Genomic DNA, 19,471 nt, shown 5'->3' on the forward strand with positions numbered 1-19,471 from the left:
CTCTTGTTCGATGGTGGGGATGGGCGCGCCGTTCAGCTGTTGGCCGTGATGCCGGTCAGCTGGATGATCTCGGCCCACTTGCGGTTCTCGCTGCGCACGAAGTCGGCGAACGCCTGGGGCGATGCGCTGGCCGTGGCCTCGTTGCCCACGGCCTCGAAGGAGGCGCGCAGCGCGGGCTGAGCCGCCACCTTGCGCACGGCGGCGTTGAGGATGTCGAGCACGGCCGGCGGGGTCTTGGCCGGCGCCCACAGGCCGAACCACGATTCCTGCACCGCCAGCTCGTTGCGCAGCACCTCCTGCAGCGTGGGCACGTCGGGCAACTGGCTCAGGCGCTTGCGGCTGGTCACGGCCAGGGCGCGCAGCTTGCCGCCCTGCACCTGCGGGATGCCTGTGCCCGCCACCGGGAACGCGTACTGCGTGTCGCCCCGGATCAGCGATGCGGCGATCTCCACCGAGCCCTTGAGCGGAATGTGGGTCACCTGCAGCCCCGCCAGCGAGGCCAGCGTGGCCCCGGCCAGGTGGGCCGAGGTGCCGATGCCGCCCGAGCCGTAGTTGGCCTGCGCCGGCTGCGCCTTGAGCGCGTCGATCAGCTCCTGCGCCGTGCGCCAGGGCGCGTCGGCGCGCACCACCAGCACCGTGGGCGAGGCCGTCAGGTTGCTGACCGGAGCGAAGTCCCCGACCGGGTCGAAGCGCAGCCCCGGCTGCAGCAGCTTCTGGATCAGGTGGGTGTTGGAGCCCATCAGGCAGGTGTACCCATCGGCGGGCTGCTGCGCCACGTACTGGGCGGCCAGCACGCCCGCGGCCCCGACCTTGTTCTCGATCACGATGGGCTGGCCGAGCGCCTCGCCCAGCGCCGGGCCGGCCTGGCGCAACTGCACGTCCGGCCCACCGCCCGCAGCGTAGGGCGAGATCACGCGCACGGGCCGCGCGGGAAAGCCCTCCGCCCAGGCGAGCGGGGTTGCGGTGGCGGCCAGTGCGCTGGCCAGAAAGGCGCGTCTATCCATGGTTCGTCTCCTTGCGGCGTGTCGTTGTGGCGGCAGGATAGGCCGGCCATCGGTTTTCCAATAGTGATATGTTTCTATGGATCGAAAACTTTTGGTGATCACCCATGCCGGACTTCGACCCGCAGCGCCTGCTGTCCCGCCTGCGCTTCAAGCACCTGCAGCTGCTGCTGGCCCTGCACCGGGGCGGCAGCCTGCGCGCGGCGGCCGGCCTGATGCACCTGACGCAGCCGGCGCTGAGCAAGGCGCTGGGCGAAATCGAAGCCGCCTTCGGCACGCCGCTGTTCGTGCGCACTGCGCGCGGGCTGGAACCCACGCCCCAGGGCGAGACCGCCATCCGCGGCGCCGCCATGCTGCTCAACGAGCTGGCACACCTGGGCCGGGAAACCGCACAGCAGCCCGCCGTCACGCAGTTGCGCATCGGCGCGCCCCCTTTCGTGGCCCAGGGGTATCTGCCCGAAGTGCTGGCGCGGCTGGCCGCGGAGCACCCCCACGTCCGGGTGCAGTTGCAGGAAGAGCGCGTGCCGCTGCTCGTGGAATGCCTGCTGGCCGGCCAGCTCGACGCGCTCATCACCAGCTACCCCACCGAGCTACCCGAAGCTGCCGGCCAGCCGCTGCGCTACGAGAAGCTGTTCGACGCAGCCTTCACCGTCATCGCCCCCGCGGATCATCCCGCGGGCCGTGCGCGCGCCTGCAACTGGGACTACCTGGCGGGCCAGCGCTGGGTGCTGCCCACGCACAGCTCCATGCTGCGGCGCATGATGGAAGAGGTGTTCCGCCGCGAAGGCGTGGTGGCGCCCACGCCGGTGATCGAGTCCACCAGTCCGTACACCAATCTCCAACTGGTCAAGGCGGGGCTGGGCATCAGCGCCGTGCCCCGCGCCTCCCTGCACGCCGCGCCCGCATCGCTCGGCGTGCGCGAGGTCAAGGTCACGCCGGGGATTTCCACGGGCCCGGTGGCGCTGATCTACCGGGGTGCCGTCGCCAATCCCCGTGTAGCCCTGCTGCGCTCCACGCTGGGGCTTGCATAGCCGCCCGACTTCCCGGCGCAGGGCACCTGTGCCGAAAACAGCACCAATCGGCCCCACCACGGCGCATAACATCGGCACCGATGTTCGACACCACCCTGCTCCTCGCCGCCGCCTTCGTCGCGGGCGCCCTCAATGCCGTCGCCGGAGGCGGCAGCTTTCTCACCCTGCCCGCGCTGGTCTTCACCGGCGTGCCGCCCGTGGCCGCCAACGCCACCGGCACCGTCGCGCTGCTGCCCGGGTACATGGCGGGCGCCTGGGGCTTCCGCGAGGACATGCAGCCGCCCCCGGGCCTGTCGATGCGCGCCGTGGTGCTGCTGTCGCTCATCGGCGGCTCGGCCGGGGCGGCGCTGCTGCTGGTCACGCCCGACGCCACGTTCAAGAAGATCGTGCCTTGGCTGCTGCTGGCCGCCACCGCCATGTTCGCCTTCGGTCCGCAGTTGCGCCGATGGGCCGGCGCCGGCCACGGCCCCGTGCCGGCATCGAAAGCCGGCCTGGGCATGCTGGCCGTTGCGGCCTACGGCGGCTACTTCAACGGCGGGCTGGGCATCCTGCTGCTGGCCCTGTTCGGCCTGCTGGGGCAGACGCAGTTCAACGCCATGAACGGCATGAAGAACCTCGTGTCCGCGCTGCTCACCGCCATTGCCGTGGCGATCTACGCGGCGGGCGGCATCGTGGAGTGGAAGCAGGCCCTGCTGATGATGGTGGCCGCCACGCTGGGCGGATACGGCGGCGCGCGCGTGGCGCGCAAGCTGACCGCGCCGGTGCTGCGCTGGGGCATCGTGGCGACGGGGCTGGTGATGGCAGGCGTTTTTTTCTGGCGACAATAGACCTGCCATTAATAACCTATTTTCAATAGTGGCCCTCGCCACTGCTAGAAAGGCTCAATATGCCTCTCCTCTCATCCATACTCCACCCTGCATGCAGGCAATCCCTGTGGCGCGCGCTCGCACTCGGCTGCACTACGTTGGCGCTCACCGCCTGCGGCGGCGGTTCCGGCTCGGACTCTGGCAGCGTTGACCCCGGCTCTTCGGCGGTCACCGGGGTGGTTAATGCCAGCCTGGGCTCCACAGGAACGGCGGACTTTGGCTTAGCCTATCGCAGGCATAGTTACGAGTTCCATTGGAGTGCCTCGCCGGGTGCAACCCGCTACGAACTGTATGAAGATCCGGACGGCGCGGGCCCGCTGCCCGAGATGCAGATAGGCGATGCCATGACCGGCACCGCGTACATCTATGGCCTCACGAAGGCGCATGAGCGCGTCAATGCGAGCTACCGGCTGCGCGTATGCCAGGACGATCAATGCACCTACAAGGCTGGCACGGTGACCCCCGACATCACCCGCACCTTTTTATTCTTTGAGCCTGGCACTGACAAAATCATGGGCTCCTGGGATTCCAACACGGTGGCGCTCTCCGCGGATGGCAAGACGCTGGTGATCGGTGCACCGCAGCTTCAATTGGTCGTCCCCCCATCCGCTCCTCCGGTGGCCGACAACAGCGCGGCGTACGTCTTCACCCGCATATCCCCCGCAGACCCTTGGTTCCAACAAGCCCGTCTCCAGGCCAACAACAATCGGACGCCCCTGTGCACCGACAACAGGGGCGGGCGTTGGTGCCCGTCATCGGACTTCGGCAGTGCGATAGCCCTGTCGGCCGATGGCAACACCCTGGCAGTGGGCGCGAAGGGCGAAACCAGCAACGCCCGGGGCGTGAACGGGGATGCCTCGAACACAGACGCTCTGGGAGCAGGCGCCGTATACATGTTCGTGCGCACCGATGGTGCCTGGAGCCAGCAAGCTTATATCAAAGCAACCACAACCCCCGTGCGGCACAACGAGTGGTGCGCCGTTTACTGGGCGACGTACCCCTGCGGAATACAGGCGTTCGGGCAGAATCTTGCCCTATCAGCCGACGGAAATCTGCTTGCCGTGACCGGAGCCAATGGCACTTACAGCAACGTCAGCGACCGGCCACCGGAGCAAAACACACCGCGCGCGCAGGCCGGCGCCGTCTATACCTATACCCGCAACGCTACGACTTGGTCTCATCAAGCCGTCCTTAGCGCCAGCAACTCCGACGGAGGTGACGCCTTCGGCTCGCCCCTCACTCTGTCGGGCGACGGAAGCACCTTGGCCGTGACCGCTAAACGAGAGAGTAGCAATGCCACCGGCGTCAATGGCAACCAGCAAGACAATTCCGAAGCCAATGCGGGGGCCGTTTACGTCTTTGCCCAGAACAATGGGACCTGGAACCAGCAAGCCTATGTGAAGGTTAGCCAAAGAATCGACCTCACCAGAGCAAGCCAATTCGGGCTAAGCACGGCGCTGTCCAGAGACGGCAATACTCTGGCGAGTAGCGCAGCGGGTGCGGCTTTCGTCTATGTCCGGAACGGCGGTACCTGGCGCCCCCAAGCTCATATGAAGGCGGCCGCTGGTCCCGAGGAAGGGTTTTCCTTCGCCCAGGTGATCGCCCTCTCCGGCGATGGCAATACCCTGCTCGCCACACGCCTCAATGACAACCCGATTTACCTGTTCACCCGCGACAACAGTGTCTGGCGGCAGTAGGCTGAAGGCGCAGGGTTCTTTGAACCAAATTGCCCACCACCACTTACAGGACGAGCGCTGACAGCTACTTTTTCAGGAGCTATCAGCCACCCACGGGCGCGATGCGCAGCGGAATGGTCACCGGCCCGTCGTTGACCAGGTGCACCTGCATGTCCGCCGCGAACTCGCCCGTCTGCACCACGGGGTGGGCGGCCCGCGCGCGCTGCACGAAGTAGTCGTACAGCCGCTGCCCCTCGGCGGGGTCGGCGGCCTGGGTGAAGCTGGGGCGGTTGCCGCCGCGCGTGTCGGCGGCCAGGGTGAACTGGCTGACGATGAGCAGGCCGCCGCCCACGTCCTGCACGCTGCGGTTCATCTTGCCCGCCTCGTCGCTGAAGATGCGCAGCTTGAGCACCTTGGCCAGCAGCTTGTCGGCCTGGGCCTCGCTGTCGCCCTGCTCGGCACACACCAGCGCCAGCAGGCCGGGGCCGATCCGGCCCGTCACGCGGCCGGCCACTTCCACGCGCGCCTCGCGCACGCGCTGCAGGATGCTGATCACTTGTCGTCTCCTTGCGTTTCCACGGTTTCGAATACGGTGGCCTGGCCCACGGGCAGCAGCTCGATGGTGGCGTGCAGGCCGGGCGCGGCGCGCATCAGCGCCTCTTCGACGCGGGTGCGCATGCGCGCCGCGTGGCCCAGCGCCCAGTCGGCGGGCACGTGCATGTGCAACTGCACGTAGTTGCGCGCGCCGGCGCGGCGCGAGGTCAGGCTGTCGAACTGCACGGCGCCGCGGCTGGCGGCGGCATGCTCCTGCAGCACGGCCTGCACGCGCGCGAGCATGGCGGGCTCCATGGCCTCGTCCATCAGCCCCTGCGAGGCGCGCCAGACCAGCGCGCCGCCTTCCTTCAGGATGTTCAGCGCCACGCCCATGGCGACCACCGGGTCGAGCCATTGCCAGCCCGTCGCGCCGGCGGCCAGCAGGCCGACCACCACGCCGACCGACGTCCACACGTCGGTCATCAGGTGGCGCGCGTCGCCCTCCAGCGCCAACGAGCGGTGCACGCGCGCGGCGCGCAGCATGCCCCAGGCCAGCAGGCCGTTGCAGGCGGTGCTCAGCAGGGACAGGCCCATCCCCCAGCCGATCTGCTCCAGCGGCTGCGGATGCACCAGGCGCAGCGCGGCCGCCCAGAAGATGGCGATGCTGGCACCCACGATCAGGATGCCCTCGAAGCCCGAGGAGAAATATTCCGCCTTGTGGTGGCCGTAGGGGTGGCCGTCGTCGGCCGGACGCCGGGCCACCGTGACCATGGCCAGCGCGAAGACGGCGCCGGCCAGGTTCACGAAGGACTCCAGCGCGTCCGACAGCAGGCCCACCGACCCGCTGACCCACCACGCGAGCGTCTTGAGCGCGATGGTGAGCACGGCCACGCCGACGGACGCGCGCAGCAGGTTGCCGGGCGTCATCCAGGCGGGCAGGTGCTCGCCGGCGGGGCCGGCCGCCGGGCGGGTGGGGGTGTTCATGGCGGTCGATTATCCTGTCCGGCATCACGCCGACGGCAGGCGCAGAGGGCTTGCACTCTCCCTGCGGCCAGGGCGATCCGCTATAAGTTCCCCATGGGCACCTCACCAACCCACCCTTCCCTGCCCGGTCTTGGACAACGCGGCGGCACGGCCCTGCTGCGCCTGCTGGCCGACGCGGTGCCCGTGCTGCTGGCCTACTACGAGGTGCCCGGCCTGCGCTGCGTGTTCGCCAACCAGCGCTACGCGCAGTACAGCGGCATGGCGGTGGACGCGCTCATCGGCAAGACGGTGCGCGACGCCGTGGGCGAGCGGGCATGGCAGCAGATCCTGCCCTACGTGGAGCGCGCGCTGCAGGGCGAGACGGTGCAGTACACGCGCGAGCACGTCCAGGACGACGGCGAGGCGCGCATGATGGAAATCACCCTCATGCCCCACTTCGACCGCGACGGCGACGGGCAGCCGCACATGGTGGGCGCCTTCGTGCTCATCAACGACATCACCCACCACTGGGCGGCCGAGCGCGCCGTGCGCCAGAGCGAGGAGCGCATGCGCAAGTTCGCCGAGGCCACCGAGGAGGGCATCGTCTTCCACCGCGAAGGCATCATCCTGGACGGCAACGAGGCCCTGCAGCGCCTCACCGGCTATCCGCTGGACGAGCTGGTCGGGCACCCGATCATCGATTTCGTCGAGCCCGCGCACCACGAGGCCGTGCGCGAATACGTGCAGCACGGGCGCGAGGACCCCTACGAGCTGGCCATCCGCCACAAGGACGGCCACACCATCCAGATCGAGGCGGTGGGCAAGACCATGCCCCAGGCCGGCGGCGCCTACCGCGTGGTGGTGGCGCGCGACATCACGGCGCGCAAGCAGGCGCAGGCGCGCGCGGACTTCCTGGCCGGCCACGACACCCTCACGCAGCTGCCCAATCGCCGCAGCCTCATGCAGCAGCTGGCGCGCACGCTGGCCGATGCGCAGCACTGGCGCCGGCGCGCGGCGGTGCTGTTCATCGACCTGGACCACTTCAAGACCGTCAACGAGTCGCTCGGGCACGAGGCCGGCGACCAGTTGCTGTGCGAGATGGCGCGGCGCCTGCAGGGCAGCGTGGAGGCCGGCGACTTCGTCGCCCGCGTGGGGGGCGACCAGTTCGTGGCGGTGCTTCCGGACATCCGCAACCGCACCGCCGCCGCCACGCTGGCCGACACCCTGCTGGAGCGCGTGCGCGCGGTCTACGCGATCGACGGCACGCCGCTGTCGCTGTCGCCCTCCATCGGCATCAGCGTATTCCCCGAGGACGGCTACGCCCCCGACGAGCTGCTGCGCCGCGCCGACGCGGCCATGCACCGGGCCAAGGAAAGCGGGCGCGGCACGCGCCAGTTCTACGCCCCGGGCATGGAAGGCCAGCCCACCGAGATCCTGCAGCTGGAGCACCAGCTGCGCGAGGCCGTGTTCCAGGAAGCCTTCGTGCTGCACTACCAGCCCCAGGTGGAGGTGAGCAGCGGCCGCCTGGTGGGCTTCGAGGCGCTGGTGCGCTGGCAGCACCCGCAGCGCGGCCTGATCGGGCCGGACGAGTTCATCCCCGTCGCCGAATCGCGCGGGCTCATCACGCCCATCGGCCGCTGGGTGCTGCGCGAGGCCTGCCGGCAGGTCAAGGCCTGGCACGACGAGGGCCTGCCGCGCGTGCCCGTGGCGGTGAACCTCTCGCCCCTGGAGTTCCGCCAGCGCGACGTGGCCGCCGAGATCGCCGCCGTGCTGCACGCCACCGGCCTGGAGCCGCGCTACCTGGAAATCGAGATCACCGAGTCCGCCCTCATGTGGCACACCGACCAGACGCGCGAGACGCTGCAGGCGCTGCAGCACCTGGGCGTGGGCGTGGCCGTGGACGACTTCGGCACCGGCTATTCGTCGCTCGCCTACCTCAAGCGCTACCCGCTGGACAAGCTCAAGATCGACCGCTCCTTTCTCACCGAAGCGCCCGCCAACGGCGACGACGTGGCCATCGTCACCGCCATCGTCCAGCTCGCGCACAGCCTGCAGCTGCAGCCCGTGGCCGAGGGGGTGGAAACCGCCGAGCAGATCGACCTGCTGCGCCGCCTGGGCTGCGGACTGGCCCAGGGCTTCGGTATCTCGCAGCCCATGGATGCCGAGCGCACCCGCGCCTGGCTGCAAGCCCTGGCGTGACCCCCCTGAGGCGCTTTGCGCCTTCCCCCGCTCTCGCATTGCTTCGCAATGCGGGCAGGGGGACGCAGCCAGCGCGGCGGGGCGGCGCGGCCGGCCCAGGCCCTTGCGCGGCAGCCCTCGCCTGGAGCGCGCCAGTTTCATGCGGCGCGGGCGACGCACGGCATCAGGTAGAAGGTGCTTCCGCGCCACGGCGCGGTCATGCGGCGGTGGACAATAGCGCCATGGTCCACACCTCCGATTTCACCGAATCCACCTTCCACAGCGACCCCGCCGGCGCCCTCGCGCAAGTGCAGCGCCTCTACCAGAGCCAGATCGACCATCTGCGCGATGCCATGCAGCGCTTCGTGGCCGGCGAGACGCCGGACAGCCCCGTTCGCGCCTTCTACCCCTTCGTGCGCGTGCAGACCACCACCGTGGCGCGCGCGGCCACCACGCTGGCCTATGGCTTCGTCGAAGGCCCGGGGCGCTACGAAACCACGCTCACGCGCCCCGACCTGTTCGCCAGCTACTACCAGGAGCAGTTCCGCCTGCTGCGCGCCAGCCACGGCGTGGAGCTGGAGGTGGGCCTGAGCAGCCAGCCCATCCCCATCCACTTCTCGTTCGCGGAGAACGACCACATCGAAGGCACGCTGTCGCCCGAGCGCCGCATGCTCATGCGCGACGTGTTCGACCTGCCCGACCTCGAGGCCATGGACGACGGCATCGCCAACGGCACCTGGGCGCCGCGCGCGGGCGAGCCCCAGCCGCTGGCCCTCTTCACCGCGCCGCGCGTGGACTACTCGCTGCACCGCCTGCGCCACTACACCGGCACGGCGCCCGAGTGGTTCCAGAACTTCGTGCTGTTCACCAACTACCAGTTCTACATCGACGAGTTCGTGCGCCTGGGCCACGCCGAGATGGCCAGGCCGGACAGCGAGTACGTCGCCTTCATCGAGCCCGGCAACGTGGTCACGCGCCGTGCAGGCCTGGAGCCAGCGCCTGGCGACGAGCTGGGCACCCCGCCGCCGCGCCTGCCGCAGATGCCCGCCTACCACCTCGTGCGCGCGGACCGCAGCGGCATCACCATGGTCAACATCGGCGTGGGCCCGGCCAACGCCAAGACCATCACCGACCACATCGCCGTGCTGCGCCCGCACGCCTGGATGATGCTGGGCCACTGCGCGGGCCTGCGCAACAGCCAGCAGCTGGGCGACTACGTGCTGGCCCACGCCTACGTGCGCGAGGACCACGTGCTGGACGAGGAGCTGCCGCTGTGGGTGCCCATCCCGGCCCTCGCCGAGATCCAGGTGGCGCTGCAGCAGGCCGTGGCCGACGTGGCCCGGATGCCCGAGGCGCAGCTCAAGCGCATCATGCGCACCGGCACCGTCGCCAGCACCGACAACCGCAACTGGGAGCTGCTGCCCGACAACATGCCCCAGCGCCGCTTCAGCCAGAGCCGCGCCGTGGCCCTGGACATGGAAAGCGCCACCATCGCGGCCAACGGCTTCCGCTTCCGCGTGCCCTACGGCACGCTGCTGTGCGTGAGCGACAAGCCGCTGCACGGCGAGATCAAGCTGCCCGGCATGGCCAACCACTTCTACCGCGAGCGGGTCGACCAGCACCTGCGCATCGGCATGCGCGCCGTGGACATCCTGCGCGAAGGCGGGGTGCACCGGCTGCACAGCCGCAAGCTGCGCAGCTTCGCGGAGGTCGCTTTCCAGTAATCGAAAAACATAGCTGCCAGCGCTTGCCAGACAAGCGCTGGAGCCATTTTTCATGCTGAATCCTCAATACTGCTTGTAGGGCAGGAACTTGCCCGAGAGCACCACCTTCACGCGGTCGCCCTTGGGATCGGCCTCGCGCTGGATGTCCATGCTGAAGTCGATGGCGCTCATGATGCCGTCGCCGAACTCCTCGTGGATCAGCTCCTTGATCGTGGTGCCATAGACGCTCACTACCTCGTACCAGCGGTAGATCAGCGGATCGGTGGGCACGGGCGTGGGCAGCGAGCCCTTGTAGGGCACCACCTGCAGCCACTTCTGCTCCTCGGCGGTGAGGCCGAAGAGCTTGCCCAGCACCTTGGCCTGCTCGGGCGTGGCCGTCATCTGGCCCAGGCACAGGGCCGTGGTCCATTCCTTGGACTGGCCGACCTTCTTGGCGATGGCGTCCCACTGCAGGCCCTTCGCGACCTTGGTGCTGATGATCTTCTCGGTGACGTCGTTGCGGTTCATGGCGTTGGTTCCTTGGGTTTGAAGAAAGAAAGGGATCAGTGGGCCTTGGCCCGGCTGACGAGAAAGTCCACGATGTGGTTGCGCAGCGCGTAGTAGCCATCCAGGTGGTGCAGGCTGGTGCGCGTGCGCTCGCGCGGCAGGGGGTTGACCACCACCTCGGCGATGCCGCCGGGCCGGTAGCCCTGGGGCGTGTCACTGCCGTTGCTCATGAGCAGGATGCGGTCGGCCAGCAGGATGGCCTCGTCCACGTCGTGCGTGATCATGAAGACCGTCTGCTGCGTCTGCCGCACGATCGCCATGAGTTCGTCCTGGATGGTGCCGCGCGTGAGCGCGTCGAGCGCGCCGAAGGGCTCGTCGAGCAGCAGCATCTTGGGCTGGATCGAGAACGCCCGCGCGATGCCCACGCGCTGCTTCATGCCGCCCGAGAGTTCCGACGGCTTCTTGTCGATGGCGTGCGACAGGCCCACCAGCGCCACGAACTTCTCCACGTGGGCATCGACCTGCGCGCGCTTCCACTCCGGCCAGCGCGACCTGACGGCGAAGGCGATGTTCTGCCGCACCGTGAACCAGGGCATGAGCGCATGGCCCTGAAACACCACGCCCCGGTCCAGGCTGGGGCCGGCGACCTCGCGCCCGTCCATGATGACGTGGCCTGCCGTGGCCGTGTCCAGCCCCGCCAGCACGTTGAGGATGGTGGTCTTGCCGCAGCCCGAGTGGCCGATGATGCAGACGAACTCGCCCTTGTCGAGCGCGAACGACACGTCGGCGAACACGGGCCGGGCGGGCACGTAGGCCTTGCCGAGTTGTTCGATCTGCAGGAATCCGGTCACGGGAGGGGCCTTTCTTGTGGTTGGCGAGGTGCCGGGCGCTACGTCACTCCACATAGGTCACCGCCTTCTGCAGTTGGGCGAACGCCAAGTCGAGCAGCATGCCCACCACGCCGATCGTCAGGATGGCGAAGATCACGTTGGTGAGCGACAGGTTGTTCCACTCGTTCCACACGAAGTAGCCGATGCCCGTGCCGCCCACCAGCATCTCGGCAGCCACGATGACCAGCCACGCGATGCCCATGCTGATGCGCATGCCCGTGAGGATGGTGGGCGCGGCGGCGGGCAGGATGACGAGGAACGCGCGGCGCAGCGGGCTCACCTCCAGCGTGGCCGACACGTTGAGCCAGTCGCGCTTGACCGAGGCCACGCCGAAGGCCGTGTTCACCAGCATGGGCCAGACCGAGCAGATGAAGATCACGAAGATGCCCGAGATGGACGAGTCCTTGATGGTGTAGAGCGCCAGCGGCATCCACGCCAGCGGGCTGATGGGCTTGAGCACCTGGATGAACGGGTCCAGCGCGCGCCGCAGCAGCGGCGACATGCCGATCACGAAGCCCAGCGGAATCGCCACCAGGCACGCCAGGCCGAAGCCCAGCGCCACGCGCGCCAGCGAATACCCGAGCTGGATGGCGATGCCCTTGTCGTTGGGACCGTTGTCGTAGAACGGGTCGGACAGGTGGCTCCACACCGTGGCGCCCATGGCTCCCGGCGTGGGAAAGCCGCCGCTCTTGGCGGGGGCGCCGCCGGGGTCCTTGCCCATCATCTTCGCGTACTCGATCTGCTCGGGCGTCATGCCCGCCGTGCCTGCGGCGCCGCCCTGCGCGGGTGCCGTGGCCACGTACCAGATGCCCAGCAGCGCCAGGAAGAGCAGCACGGACAGCACGCCCGCGCGCAGGGTGAGGTTCTTGGGTGCCGCCACGTCATGCCTCCTTGCGGATGGGGAAGCTCTTGGCGTATTCGGCCGCCTTGGCGGGGTCGAACTCGCGGCCCATGATCTTGAACTTGGGGTAGGCGCCCTCGGGCACGGGCATGTCCAGCGCCTTCATCTGCTTCTTGGCGTCGGTCAGCAGGAACACCTTCTCGGCGATCTGCCGGTAATTCACGTCGCCCTTCACGTAGCCCCAGCGCTGCATCTGCGTGAGCATCCACACGGCCATGCTCTGCCAGGGCATGGGGTCGAAGTCGGCGCGGTCGGGCACGCTCTGCACCTTGCCCAGGCCGTCGGCGAAGCGGCCGGTGAGCACCTGGGAGAGCACCGTTTCGGGCTGGTTCAGGTACTGCGCGGGCGCGATCACCTTGGCGATCAGCTCGCGGTTCTCGGCCTTGCGCGCCATGGCGGCCGAGGTGAGCACGGCGCGGTAGAGCGCGGCGAAGGTGTTGGGGTTCTGCTGGATGAACTCGGTGCTGGTGCCGAAGGCGCAGCAGGGGTGGCCGTTCCACAGGTCGCGCGTGAGCAGGTGCAAAAAGCCGATCTCCTCGTACACCGCGCGCTGGTTGAACGGGTCGGGGCCCAGGTAACCGTCGATGTTGCCCGCGCGCAGGTTGGCCACCATCTCGGGCGGCGGCACCACACGGATCTGGATGTCGGTGTCGGGGTTCAGCCCGTGCTCGGCCACGTAGTAGCGCAGCAGGAAGTTGTGCATGCTGAACTCGAATGGCACAGCGAACTTGAAGCCCTTCCACTGCTTGGGGTCGCGCTTGTCCTTGTGCTTGTTGGCCAGCGTGATGGCCTGCCCGTTGGTGTTCTGGATGGTGGCCACGTTCATCGGCATCGGGTTGGAGCCGATGCCCATCGAGATCGCCAGCGGCATGGGCGAGAGGAAGTGCGTGGCGTCGTACTCCTTGTTCATCATCTTGTCGCGGATCAGCGCCCAGCCCGCCGTCTTGGTCACCTCCACCTTCAGGCCTTGCTTCTCGTAGAAGCCCAGCGGGTGGGCCATGATGAGCGGCGTGGCGCAGGTGATGGGGATGAAGCCGATCTTGAGGTTCTTCTTCTCCAGCGCGCCCTGCTTCTCCTGCGCCATGGCCTGCAGGCTGGCCACGGGCAGCACGCTGGCGATGGCGGCCATGGCCGTGCCCTTGCCCACGGCGCGCAGGAAGCGGCGGCGCACCGCGTCCTGCGGGAACAGGGCTTTGACCAGCGTGGCCTCGACGAATTCGTTGCTGTAGGCCTCGAACTCGCTGGTGAGGCTGCGCGCGCGCAATTGGGTGGCGGCAGCCTCGGCGGAAACCTCGGCCTGGTGGTCGGCCACCGTGTGGTCGCGGCCGCAGCTGCACTTGAGCATCAGCGGGCGGTCGGCATCGAAGGGCGAGAAGAATTCGGACATGGCACACCTCACGGAAGTTGATGCCAGCCGTTACGCAAGCCGCGGGCCAGTTCGGGCCCGGCGCAGGCCGCCTGCGCCATTTCGCGGTGCTGGCGTCTACGGCGTGTAGGGCCCGCACTACACCGCTCAGGCTTCGGGCGCGCCGTGGGCCAGCAGCGCCAGCTCCACGTCGTTGCGGGCGCCGGTCTTTTCGAGGATGCGCGCGCGGTAGGTGCTCACCGTGTTGGACGCAAGCTGGAGCTGTGCACCAATTTCGCCCACGCTGTGCCCCGCGATGAGCAGGCGGAACACCTGGTGCTCGCGGTAGGAGAGCGCGTCGATCCCCACGGGCGCGCCTTTCACCATGCTGGTGCGCTGCACCGCGCCCGCCAGCGCCAGCGCCGTAGCCTCGGTCAGGTAGCGCCCGCCCGCGGCCGCCTTGCGCACCGCCGCCACCATGTCGTCGGGGTCGGCGCTCTTGTGCAGGTAGCCCGACGCGCCGAGCTGGATGCAGCGCACCGCGTACTGCCGCTCGGGGTAGGTGCTGAGCATGAGCACGGGCAGCGCGGGCCAGTCGCGGCGCAGGGTCTGCAGCACCTCCAGGCCGTCCATGCCGGGCATGGCGATGTTGAGCAGCACCAGGTCCAGCCCGCCCTGCAGCACAGCCACCTGCGCCAGCACCTCGGCGCCCTGCGTGGCCTCGGCCGCCACGGTGATTTCGGGCAAGCCGTTGGCCGGGTCGCCCAGCACCTGCTTCAAGCCCTCGCGGACGATGCGGTGGTCGTCGCCGATCAGCACGCGGATGGCGGCATTCATGGCAGCGGCACCCACAGTTGAAGGGACGAGCCCGCGCCCGGCTCGCTGGTGATGCGCAGCTGCCCGCCCAATTGGCGTGCCCGCTCGCGCATGCCCATCACGCCGTAGGCGGTGGGCGCCTCCAGCGCCTGGCGCGTGGCGCCCACGCCGTCGTCGCGCACGCGCAGGTGCAACTGCCCGTCCTGCAAGCCAATGGCAATGTCGATGGCGCTGGCCCGCGCGTGGCGACCCACGTTGCTCAGCATCTCCTGGAAGATGCGGAACACCGCGATGGCAGCGGGCTCGGGCAGGTGCAGTGCGGGCGGCACGTCCATGCGCCAGTCCAGCGCCAGCTCGGCCGACTGCGCGAACTCCTGCGCCTGCCATTCCAGCGCGGCCCACAGGCCCTGGTGGTCGAGAATGCTGGGGCGCAGGTCGGTGATGATACGGCCCACGTTGTCCACGGCGTTCTCGATCAGGCGGCTCATGTTCTGGCACTTGCAGCGCATCTGCGTGCGCATGCCGTCCGCCGCCTCGGGCGTGCGCGCGGCCTGCTCGCCCAGGCGCTTGTGCAGCCAGTTCACGTCCATCTTCAGCGCCACGAGCAGGCTGCCCAGCTCGTCGTGCACCTCGCGCGCGATGCGGGTGCGCTCCTCCTCGCGCACCTGCTCGGAATAGGCCGACAACTCGCGCAGCTGCGCCAGCGCCTGCGACAGCTCCCCCGTGCGCGCGGCCACGCGGCGCTCCAGCTCGTCGTGCGCGCGCTGCAGCTCGTCGGCGGCGCGCTTGCGGTCGGTGATGTCGATGAAGGTGATCACGGCGCCATGCACCTGCGCGCCTTCCACGATGGGGTGGCTGGAATATTCCACCGCGAACGCGCTGCCGTCGCGGCGCCAGAACACCTCGGTGTCCACCCGGCACGGCAGGCCGTTGCGGAAGGCGTTGAAGATGGGGCAGTCGCTGTCGGCGTAGGGGCTGCCGTCGGGGTGGGAGTGGTGGGTGAGCGCATGCATGTTGCGGCCCATGACCTCCCCGGCCGCGTAGCCCAGCATGCGCGCCCCGGCAGGGTTGATGAACACGCAGTCGCCCGCGAGGTCGATGCCGAACACGCCCTCGCCGGTGGATTCGAGCAGCAGGCCCAGGCGGTTGCGCCAGAGTGCGCCGGAGGGAAGGTGCAGGACGTCGGCGTTCATGCCGCCTGCGGCAAGCAATGGCCGTGCCCGTGCGGCGCCGATCAGTTCAACTTTGATAGCTGCTCGCGCTTGCCCATCAAGCGCAGGAGCCCGATTTCATGCCAAGGATGCCCGGTCCAGCGCCTCGCCCGACTCCAGCAGGGCCGCCGCCTCGCGCGCCGCCACCCGCCCTTCGTCGGTGGGGATGACCCAGATCTCCACCGCGCTGTCCGGCGCGTGGATGGCATAGGCCTCCTTGCCGTCAGCCTCGCGGTTGCGCTGCCAGTCCATGTGGATGCCCAGCCAGGCGAGGCGCGTGCAGACCTGCTCGCGCAGCGCGATGTCGTTCTCGCCGATGCCTCCGCTGAAGGCCAGCACGTCCAGGCCGCCCAGGCAGGCCACCAGCGCGCCTGTCTCGCGCACCACGCGGTGGGTGAACTGGGCGATGGCGCGCCGCGCGTTCTCGCCGTCCGCGCCGTCTTTCGCGGCCTCCTCGCGCAGGCGGCGCATGTCGGCCGAGATGCCCGACACGCCCAGCAGGCCGCTCTGCTTGTAGAGCAGTTTCTCGATCTGCGCGTGCGTCCAGCCCTGCTCCATCAGGTAGAGCAGCACGCCCGCATCCAGCGAGCCGCTGCGCGTGCCCATCATCAGGCCGTCCAGCGCGGAGAAGCCCATGGTGGTGGCCATGCTGGAACCGTCGCGGCAGGCGCAGAGGCTGGCGCCGTTGCCCAGGTGGGCCATGACCACGCGGCCGTTGGCGCGGATGGTGCGCTGCTGCAGCACGGACATGATGTACTGGTACGACAGGCCGTGGAAGCCGTAGCGGCGCACGCCCTGCGCGCGCAGCTCGCGCGGCAGCGCGAAGGCATAGTCCACCTCGGGCATGGTGGCATGGAAGGCGGTGTCGAAGCAGGCGATCTGCGGCAGCTCTGGGAACGCGCTGCGGAACTGGCGGATGCCCGCCAGGTTGTGCGGCTGGTGCAGCGGCGCCAGCGAGTTGAAGCGCGCCAGGCGCTCCAGCACCTCGTCGGTGACGCGCACGCTTTCGGTGTACTCGCCGCCGCCGTGCACCACGCGGTGGGCCACGGCCTCGATGCCCGCGCCCTGCAGCGACTGCACCAGCGCGCGCAGGCGCTCCAGCGCGATCGCAAAGGGGCGGCTGCCGCGGGCACGGCAAGCGCTTCCTGCTGCTTGCGTCCTTGGTACTTCCAGTCCAGCGAGGGGCTGCCGCCGGGCTCCAGGCCCTGGATGCAGCCCGAGAGCACGTGGGGCTGGACCTGCCCGCCCTGCAGCGGGTGCAGCGAGAACTTCAGCGACGAGGAGCCAGCGTTGACGGCGAGGATGGACATGGCGGTATTTCCTTTTGGTTCGATGGTTCAGGGCATGCCCTTGGCAATTGGCGCAGCCCAAGCCAGCAGACGCCGCGCAAGGGCCGCCCCGCCGCGCTGGCGTCGTCCCCCTCCCCGTAGCGCGCAAGCGCGCAGAGAGAAGGGGGAAGCCGCGCAGCGGCTCAGGGGGATGTCACCCCTGTTTCCAGGCGTTCTCGGCCTGGCGCTTGCGCTGGTCGTGCGCCGCCAGCAGCGCCAGCACGGCCGAGGCCACGCGCGCCATGGGGCCGTCGGCGCGGCTGGTCAGGGCGATGGGCACGCGCGCGCCCAGCACCAGGCCTGAGCCGCTGGCGCCGGCCATGTATTCGAGCTGCTTGGCCACCATGTTGCCGCTCTCCAGGTTGGGCACGGCGAGGATGTCGGCCTGGCCCGCCACATCGGAGGCGATGCCCTTGATGCGCACGGCTTCCATGGAGATGGCGTTGTCGAACGCCAGGGGGCCGTCGAGCAGGCCGCCCTTGATCTGGCCGCGGTCGGCCATCTTGCACAGCGCGGCGGCGTCGATGGTGGAGGGAATCGACGGCGTGACGGTCTCCACCGCCGAGAGGATGGCCACCTTGGGCCGCTCGTTGCCCATGATGCATGCGAACTCGATGGCGTTCTGGATGATGTCGGCCTTCTCGGCCAGCGTAGGCTGGATGTTGATCGCCGCGTCGGTCACGATGATGGGCTTGGGGTACAGCGGCACGTCGAAGCGGAACACGTGCGACAGGCGCCGGCCGGTGCGCAACGGCGCCTGGGCCAGGACGGCCTTGAGCAGCTCGTCGGTGTGCAGGCTGCCCTTCATGACGATCTCCACCTCGCGGCGCGCGGCCATGCCGGCGGCCAGTTCGGCGGCGGCGTGGCTGTGCTCCACGGAGACTATCTCCACGCCTTCGAGGTCGATGCCGGCCTCCTCGGCCACGCGGCGGATGCGGCCCTCGGGGCCGATGAGCACGGGCACGATCAGGCCGTGCGCGGCGGCGTCGATGGCGCCGGAGAGCGAGCCGGCGTCGCACGGGTGGACCACGGCGCAGCGCACCGCCTCCAGGCCGTCGGCGCGGGCCAGCAGCTCCTTCAGGCGCGCCTCGGGGTCGAAGAGCTGGATCTGCGGCGCGTTCACCTTGGGCACGCGCACCTTCTGCGTGGGCGGCATCAGCCGGGCATCGCCCTTGAGCACCACCTCGCCCTTCTGGTTGGTGACCAGGCAGTCCATCTTGACGCGCTTCTTCTCGTCGTCCTTCTCGCTCACGGTGGCCAGCACGGTGAGCGTGTCGCCGATGCGCACGGGCTTGGTGAACTTCAGCTCCTGGCCCAGGTAGATCGTGCCGGGGCCGGGGAACCGCGTGCCGAACAGCGCCGAGATCAGCGCAGCGCCCAGCATGCCGTGGGCGATGACGCCGTGGAACATGGTGGCGTCGGCGTATTCGGCGTTCAGGTGGGCGGGGTTGATGTCGCCGGAGACGGCAGCGAAGGCCTGGATGTCCTCCAGCGTCACCGTGCGCAGCAGCCGGGCCGTCTGGCCCAGGCTCAGCTCGTCATAGGTGACGTTTTCCATCCATTCGAGGTCGGGTGCGTTGGTGTTCATGGTGGTTGAGAAATTCAGAAAAGATCAAAAAGAAAAGGCGCAACCCAGGCCAGTGGACGCCGTGGAGCTGGCTTTGCCAGGCCACCGGCGTCGTCCCCCATCCCGCAGGAGAGGGGGGAAGGCGCGCAGCGCCTCAGGGGGTGCTCCCTAATCCACGGCGTGGACGCCGCCGTCCACGTAAATCGTCTGGCCCGTCATGCCGGAAGCGGCTTCGGTGCACAGGAACAGGCTCAGCTGGGCGATCTCGTCGAGCGTCACCAGGCGCTGCAGCGGCGCCTTGGCCTGGGCCGTGGCCATCAGCTCGTCGAAGCTGGCGATGCCCGAGGCCGCGCGCGTGAGGATGGGGCCGGGCGACACCGCGTGCACGCGGATGTTCCTGCCGCCCAGCTCCATGGCCATGTAGCGCACCATGGATTCCAGCGCCGCCTTCACCGGGCCCATCAGGCCGTAGTGGGGCACGGCCTCGCCGGAGCCCAGGTAGGTCATGGACAGCATGCTGCCGCCGCGCGGCATGTGCGGCGCGCACAGCCGGCCCAGCTCGGCGAACGAGTGGCAGGAGACGCCCACGGCGCGGGCGAAGCCCTCGCGCGAGCTGTCCACCACGTCGCCGTGCAGGTCGGCCAGCGGCGCCCAGGCTATGGAGTGGATGACGAAGTCGATCTGGCCGAACTTCGCCACCGCATGGTCGACGATGGCCTGCAGCTGGCCGTCGGCCTCCACGTCGCAGTTGACCAGGTCGATGCCCAGCGGCGCGGTGAGCGGCTCGACGTACTTTCGGGCCTTGTCGTTGAGGCACGAGGCCACCACCTCGGCGCCCATGCTGCGCGCCAGGCGGGCGCAGCCGAAGGCGATGCTGCTGTCGTTGGCGATGCCGAGGATCAGGCCTTTCTTTCCGGCCAGGCTGAAGGGATTGGTTGTCATGGAGTGAAGGAA

17 protein-coding genes are annotated in these 19,471 nt (G+C 69.0%); 5 read left to right on the forward strand and 12 right to left on the reverse strand.

Annotated elements, in window-relative coordinates; translation table 11 throughout:
- Nucleotides 1-32 precede the first annotated feature (32 nt).
- Nucleotides 33-1,004 (reverse strand): tripartite tricarboxylate transporter substrate binding protein, encoded by a 972-nt coding sequence (locus tag AAG689_RS18890; RefSeq protein ID WP_406623292.1) that lies wholly within the window; start codon nt 1,002-1,004, stop codon nt 33-35.
- A gap of 104 nt (nt 1,005-1,108) precedes the next feature.
- Here AAG689_RS18890 and AAG689_RS18895 point away from each other — a divergent pair, with 104 nt between their 5' ends.
- From AAG689_RS18895 to AAG689_RS18905, 3 genes are all read left to right on the forward strand, one after another.
- Nucleotides 1,109-2,032, forward strand: coding sequence for a LysR family transcriptional regulator (locus AAG689_RS18895; RefSeq protein WP_406623293.1), 924 nt, complete (start codon nt 1,109-1,111; stop codon nt 2,030-2,032).
- An 80-nt stretch (nt 2,033-2,112) separates the two neighbouring features.
- On the forward strand, nt 2,113-2,859 hold the full coding sequence (locus AAG689_RS18900) for a sulfite exporter TauE/SafE family protein (protein ID WP_406623294.1): 747 nt from the start codon (nt 2,113-2,115) through the stop codon (nt 2,857-2,859).
- A 137-nt stretch (nt 2,860-2,996) separates the two neighbouring features.
- A complete protein-coding gene (locus tag AAG689_RS18905; RefSeq protein WP_406623295.1) occupies nt 2,997-4,595 on the forward strand; it encodes a hypothetical protein in 1,599 nt (532 codons plus the stop codon).
- 82 nt (nt 4,596-4,677) lie between these two features.
- Here the strand turns inward: AAG689_RS18905 and dtd are convergent, their stop codons facing one another.
- Both dtd and AAG689_RS18915 read right to left on the reverse strand, forming a co-directional pair.
- Nucleotides 4,678-5,130 carry a D-aminoacyl-tRNA deacylase gene (gene dtd / locus AAG689_RS18910; RefSeq protein ID WP_406623296.1) on the reverse strand — a complete coding sequence of 151 codons (453 nt, stop codon included), beginning with the start codon at nt 5,128-5,130 and terminating at the stop codon, nt 4,678-4,680.
- Nucleotides 5,127-6,092 (reverse strand): cation diffusion facilitator family transporter, encoded by a 966-nt coding sequence (locus AAG689_RS18915; protein WP_406623297.1) that lies wholly within the window; start codon nt 6,090-6,092, stop codon nt 5,127-5,129. Before AAG689_RS18915 ends, dtd begins: the two co-directional genes overlap by 4 nt.
- Nucleotides 6,093-6,185: 93 nt before the next feature.
- Between AAG689_RS18915 and AAG689_RS18920 the strand changes: the two genes are divergently transcribed.
- The gene (locus AAG689_RS18920) at nt 6,186-8,270 is read left to right on the forward strand and encodes a putative bifunctional diguanylate cyclase/phosphodiesterase (protein ID WP_406623298.1); all 2,085 of its coding nucleotides are present in this window, start codon (nt 6,186-6,188) and stop codon (nt 8,268-8,270) included.
- A 221-nt stretch (nt 8,271-8,491) separates the two neighbouring features.
- Nucleotides 8,492-9,973, forward strand: coding sequence for an AMP nucleosidase (locus tag AAG689_RS18925; protein ID WP_406623299.1), 1,482 nt, complete (start codon nt 8,492-8,494; stop codon nt 9,971-9,973).
- A 63-nt stretch (nt 9,974-10,036) separates the two neighbouring features.
- Here AAG689_RS18925 and cynS read toward each other — a convergent pair whose 3' ends face one another.
- The 9 genes from cynS to fabI form a co-directional block, all read right to left on the reverse strand.
- On the reverse strand, nt 10,037-10,480 hold the full coding sequence (gene cynS, locus AAG689_RS18930) for a cyanase (protein WP_406623300.1): 444 nt from the start codon (nt 10,478-10,480) through the stop codon (nt 10,037-10,039).
- Nucleotides 10,481-10,515: 35 nt separating this feature from the next.
- Nucleotides 10,516-11,364 (reverse strand): ABC transporter ATP-binding protein, encoded by an 849-nt coding sequence (locus AAG689_RS18935; RefSeq protein ID WP_406623301.1) that lies wholly within the window; start codon nt 11,362-11,364, stop codon nt 10,516-10,518.
- On the reverse strand, nt 11,354-12,229 hold the full coding sequence (ntrB, locus tag AAG689_RS18940) for a nitrate ABC transporter permease (RefSeq protein WP_406623302.1): 876 nt from the start codon (nt 12,227-12,229) through the stop codon (nt 11,354-11,356). The genes AAG689_RS18935 and ntrB overlap by 11 nt, the downstream gene beginning before the upstream one ends.
- Before the next feature lies 1 nt (nt 12,230).
- A complete protein-coding gene (locus AAG689_RS18945) occupies nt 12,231-13,637 on the reverse strand; it encodes a CmpA/NrtA family ABC transporter substrate-binding protein (protein ID WP_406623303.1) in 1,407 nt (468 codons plus the stop codon).
- 126 nt (nt 13,638-13,763) lie between these two features.
- Entirely contained in the window at nt 13,764-14,432 is a 669-nt protein-coding gene (locus AAG689_RS18950; RefSeq protein ID WP_406623304.1) for a response regulator, read from the reverse strand.
- Nucleotides 14,429-15,604, reverse strand: a complete 1,176-nt coding sequence (locus AAG689_RS18955) for a PAS domain S-box protein (RefSeq protein WP_406623305.1) — start codon at nt 15,602-15,604, stop codon at nt 14,429-14,431. The genes AAG689_RS18950 and AAG689_RS18955 overlap by 4 nt, the downstream gene beginning before the upstream one ends.
- Before the next feature lie 96 nt (nt 15,605-15,700).
- A complete protein-coding gene (locus tag AAG689_RS18960) occupies nt 15,701-16,702 on the reverse strand; it encodes an acetate/propionate family kinase (protein ID WP_406623306.1) in 1,002 nt (333 codons plus the stop codon).
- Nucleotides 16,703-17,104: 402 nt separating this feature from the next.
- Entirely contained in the window at nt 17,105-18,538 is a 1,434-nt protein-coding gene (locus AAG689_RS18965; protein WP_406623307.1) for a bifunctional enoyl-CoA hydratase/phosphate acetyltransferase, read from the reverse strand.
- Between the two features lie 147 nt (nt 18,539-18,685).
- A complete protein-coding gene (gene fabI, locus AAG689_RS18970; RefSeq protein ID WP_020228667.1) occupies nt 18,686-19,459 on the reverse strand; it encodes an enoyl-ACP reductase FabI in 774 nt (257 codons plus the stop codon).
- Nucleotides 19,460-19,471: the final 12 nt, after the last annotated feature.

Origin of the sequence: Acidovorax sp. SDU_ACID1 (genome assembly GCF_045291395.1) — a bacterium.
GTDB lineage: Bacteria > Pseudomonadota > Gammaproteobacteria > Burkholderiales > Burkholderiaceae_C > MR-S7.

Coding starts and splice junctions, on each gene's coding strand:
- AAG689_RS18925 (WP_406623299.1), top strand. CDS start 8,492: ATGGTCCACACCTCCGATTTCACCGAATCCACCTTCCACAGCGACCCC.
- fabI (WP_020228667.1), bottom strand. CDS start 19,459: ATGACAACCAATCCCTTCAGCCTGGCCGGAAAGAAAGGCCTGATCCTC.
- AAG689_RS18965 (WP_406623307.1), bottom strand. CDS start 18,538: ATGAACACCAACGCACCCGACCTCGAATGGATGGAAAACGTCACCTAT.
- AAG689_RS18955 (WP_406623305.1), bottom strand. CDS start 15,604: ATGAACGCCGACGTCCTGCACCTTCCCTCCGGCGCACTCTGGCGCAAC.
- AAG689_RS18895 (WP_406623293.1), top strand. CDS start 1,109: ATGCCGGACTTCGACCCGCAGCGCCTGCTGTCCCGCCTGCGCTTCAAG.
- AAG689_RS18950 (WP_406623304.1), bottom strand. CDS start 14,432: ATGAATGCCGCCATCCGCGTGCTGATCGGCGACGACCACCGCATCGTC.
- AAG689_RS18900 (WP_406623294.1), top strand. CDS start 2,113: ATGTTCGACACCACCCTGCTCCTCGCCGCCGCCTTCGTCGCGGGCGCC.
- AAG689_RS18920 (WP_406623298.1), top strand. CDS start 6,186: ATGGGCACCTCACCAACCCACCCTTCCCTGCCCGGTCTTGGACAACGC.
- AAG689_RS18935 (WP_406623301.1), bottom strand. CDS start 11,364: ATGTGGAGTGACGTAGCGCCCGGCACCTCGCCAACCACAAGAAAGGCC.
- AAG689_RS18890 (WP_406623292.1), bottom strand. CDS start 1,004: ATGGATAGACGCGCCTTTCTGGCCAGCGCACTGGCCGCCACCGCAACC.
- AAG689_RS18915 (WP_406623297.1), bottom strand. CDS start 6,092: ATGAACACCCCCACCCGCCCGGCGGCCGGCCCCGCCGGCGAGCACCTG.
- AAG689_RS18945 (WP_406623303.1), bottom strand. CDS start 13,637: ATGTCCGAATTCTTCTCGCCCTTCGATGCCGACCGCCCGCTGATGCTC.
- cynS (WP_406623300.1), bottom strand. CDS start 10,480: ATGAACCGCAACGACGTCACCGAGAAGATCATCAGCACCAAGGTCGCG.